Origin of the sequence: Polyangium sp. 6x1, assembly GCF_029946515.1 — a bacterium.
Taxonomy (GTDB): domain Bacteria; phylum Myxococcota_A; class Polyangia; order Polyangiales; family Polyangiaceae; genus Polyangium.
The window spans coordinates 1-1,129 of sequence record NZ_JARZHH010000178.1; the positions used below are offsets into that span (position 1 = coordinate 1).

A 1,129-nucleotide genomic window follows, 5' to 3' on the forward strand; every position below is an offset into this window, starting at 1 on the left:
TCTCAGGTCGAAGAGATTGTTGCGTAAGCCTCGGTAGCGGGCACGCGGCCCCTGCTTGGATGCAAGATGGGCGAGTCGGTGCTCCACGCCAACGCGTTGCCTGAGGGCTTCGCGCCCTTTGGTCGTCCCGACGAGCTTACGGAATCGTTGCTGTCTCTGCTCATCGGGAGCGATGCGTATGGTCCGCCCCGCATCATTGCTGGCTCTCGTGCAGCGAGGCCGGAGAGGACACGCATTGCACGTCAGGGGGTCGAATTCTACGAGCTCACCGGGGCGGAAGTTCTGCGTATGGCCCGCCGGGCAGGTGATCGTTCGGAGACGGAAGTTCAGCTTGAAGTCAGCCTTCTTGAAGCGGTCGCCGTTGGTCGCGTTCCATGGCTTGCAGTAGACCATCGCGCCGTTTTCAGCCGAGGCTTCGACGAACTCGCTGTTGACGTATGCTCGATCGACGAACACTTCTCCAATGGCCTCGTGCCGTGGCGAGCGCGCGAGGTCTGCCTTCAGGCCGGCAGCGCCTTCCCCCTCCGGGCGATTGGCCGGCGTGACGGAGCACGCCAAGAGCAGCTCGGTGTCGAGGTCCGCGGCGATATGCTGCTTGTAGCCGTTGAATCGCTTGCTCTTGCTCTTGCGCCCGTGGCGCATGTCGGGGTCCTCGATCGAAACGCGACGATCCTTCGCGACCCCTTCGCGAATCCGCGGTCCGCCGCCTGGCGGCTCCGGATCCAGGTCCTGCTCGCGAAGCTGCGCGATGAGCTCAAGCAGGTCCTTGAGCGGCGGCTCCTCCGCCGCCTCACCGACCTGCGCGCGGATCCAGGCTTCGAGAGCCTCGATTTGCCGCACGAGCTCGCCGATTGCGTCGGCCTTCTGGTCTGGATCCGTCCAATCGATGTCGAGCCCCGTCTTGATGCTCAACGCCAGAAACACGGGCGCGCCTGCGCAAGCCGCGATCTCTTCGGCCTTACGGCCGAGAACCATGGCGGCGGCGGAAAGCAGCTTCGCCGTGGCGCGACCGAGCAGATTGAAGGTGTCTTCGACGCGCCCTGCGCCCTCCAGCGGCCTCGAATCGACGCCGATTCGTAGCGTCTTGGGTAGCTTCTTCCAATCGAAGCCTTTCGTCTTCTTGGCGAGC

General features: G+C 64.2%; 1 protein-coding gene. It reads right to left on the reverse strand.

What is annotated here, in order from left to right:
- The coding region (locus tag QHF85_RS49705) for a transposase (RefSeq protein WP_281334580.1) at positions 1-1,129 on the reverse strand (1,129 nt) is incomplete at both ends.